General features: G+C 45.1%; 1 pseudogene. It reads right to left on the bottom strand.

Going from position 1 to position 273, the window contains the following annotated elements:
* Positions 1-273: pseudogene (locus N482_RS06600) on the bottom strand (IS4 family transposase); the annotation flags it as partial.

The following is a 273-nucleotide window of genomic DNA, read 5'->3' as shown; positions in this document are numbered from 1 at the left end:
CTTTGAAGACGTAAACTTTCGATATCCGTGCCATCACTTTTCCAGACTTTATGATATTCCTCAACCAACCAGCGGTGCTCGTAGTATGTGATGATAGCTAACGCGTCTTTTTTGCTGGTAACCGGTTCACTGGTTAATAGGTGCCAGCTTAAATCGTTTTCAGTGTTTCCTCGCTCCGCACAGCCTACATAGTAAACTGGCAGGGATTGCCCTTTCTTATTGTAAGGAACTTTGAGCGTCACTGGGGCATAGGTGATATCCAATGTTGCGCTA

This window comes from Pseudoalteromonas luteoviolacea NCIMB 1942 (assembly GCF_001625595.1).
In the GTDB taxonomy this organism is placed as follows: Bacteria; Pseudomonadota; Gammaproteobacteria; order Enterobacterales; family Alteromonadaceae; genus Pseudoalteromonas; species Pseudoalteromonas luteoviolacea_A.
Note: the sequence above shows the minus strand (reverse complement) of the source record. Positions and strands in the feature narration are given on the sequence as shown.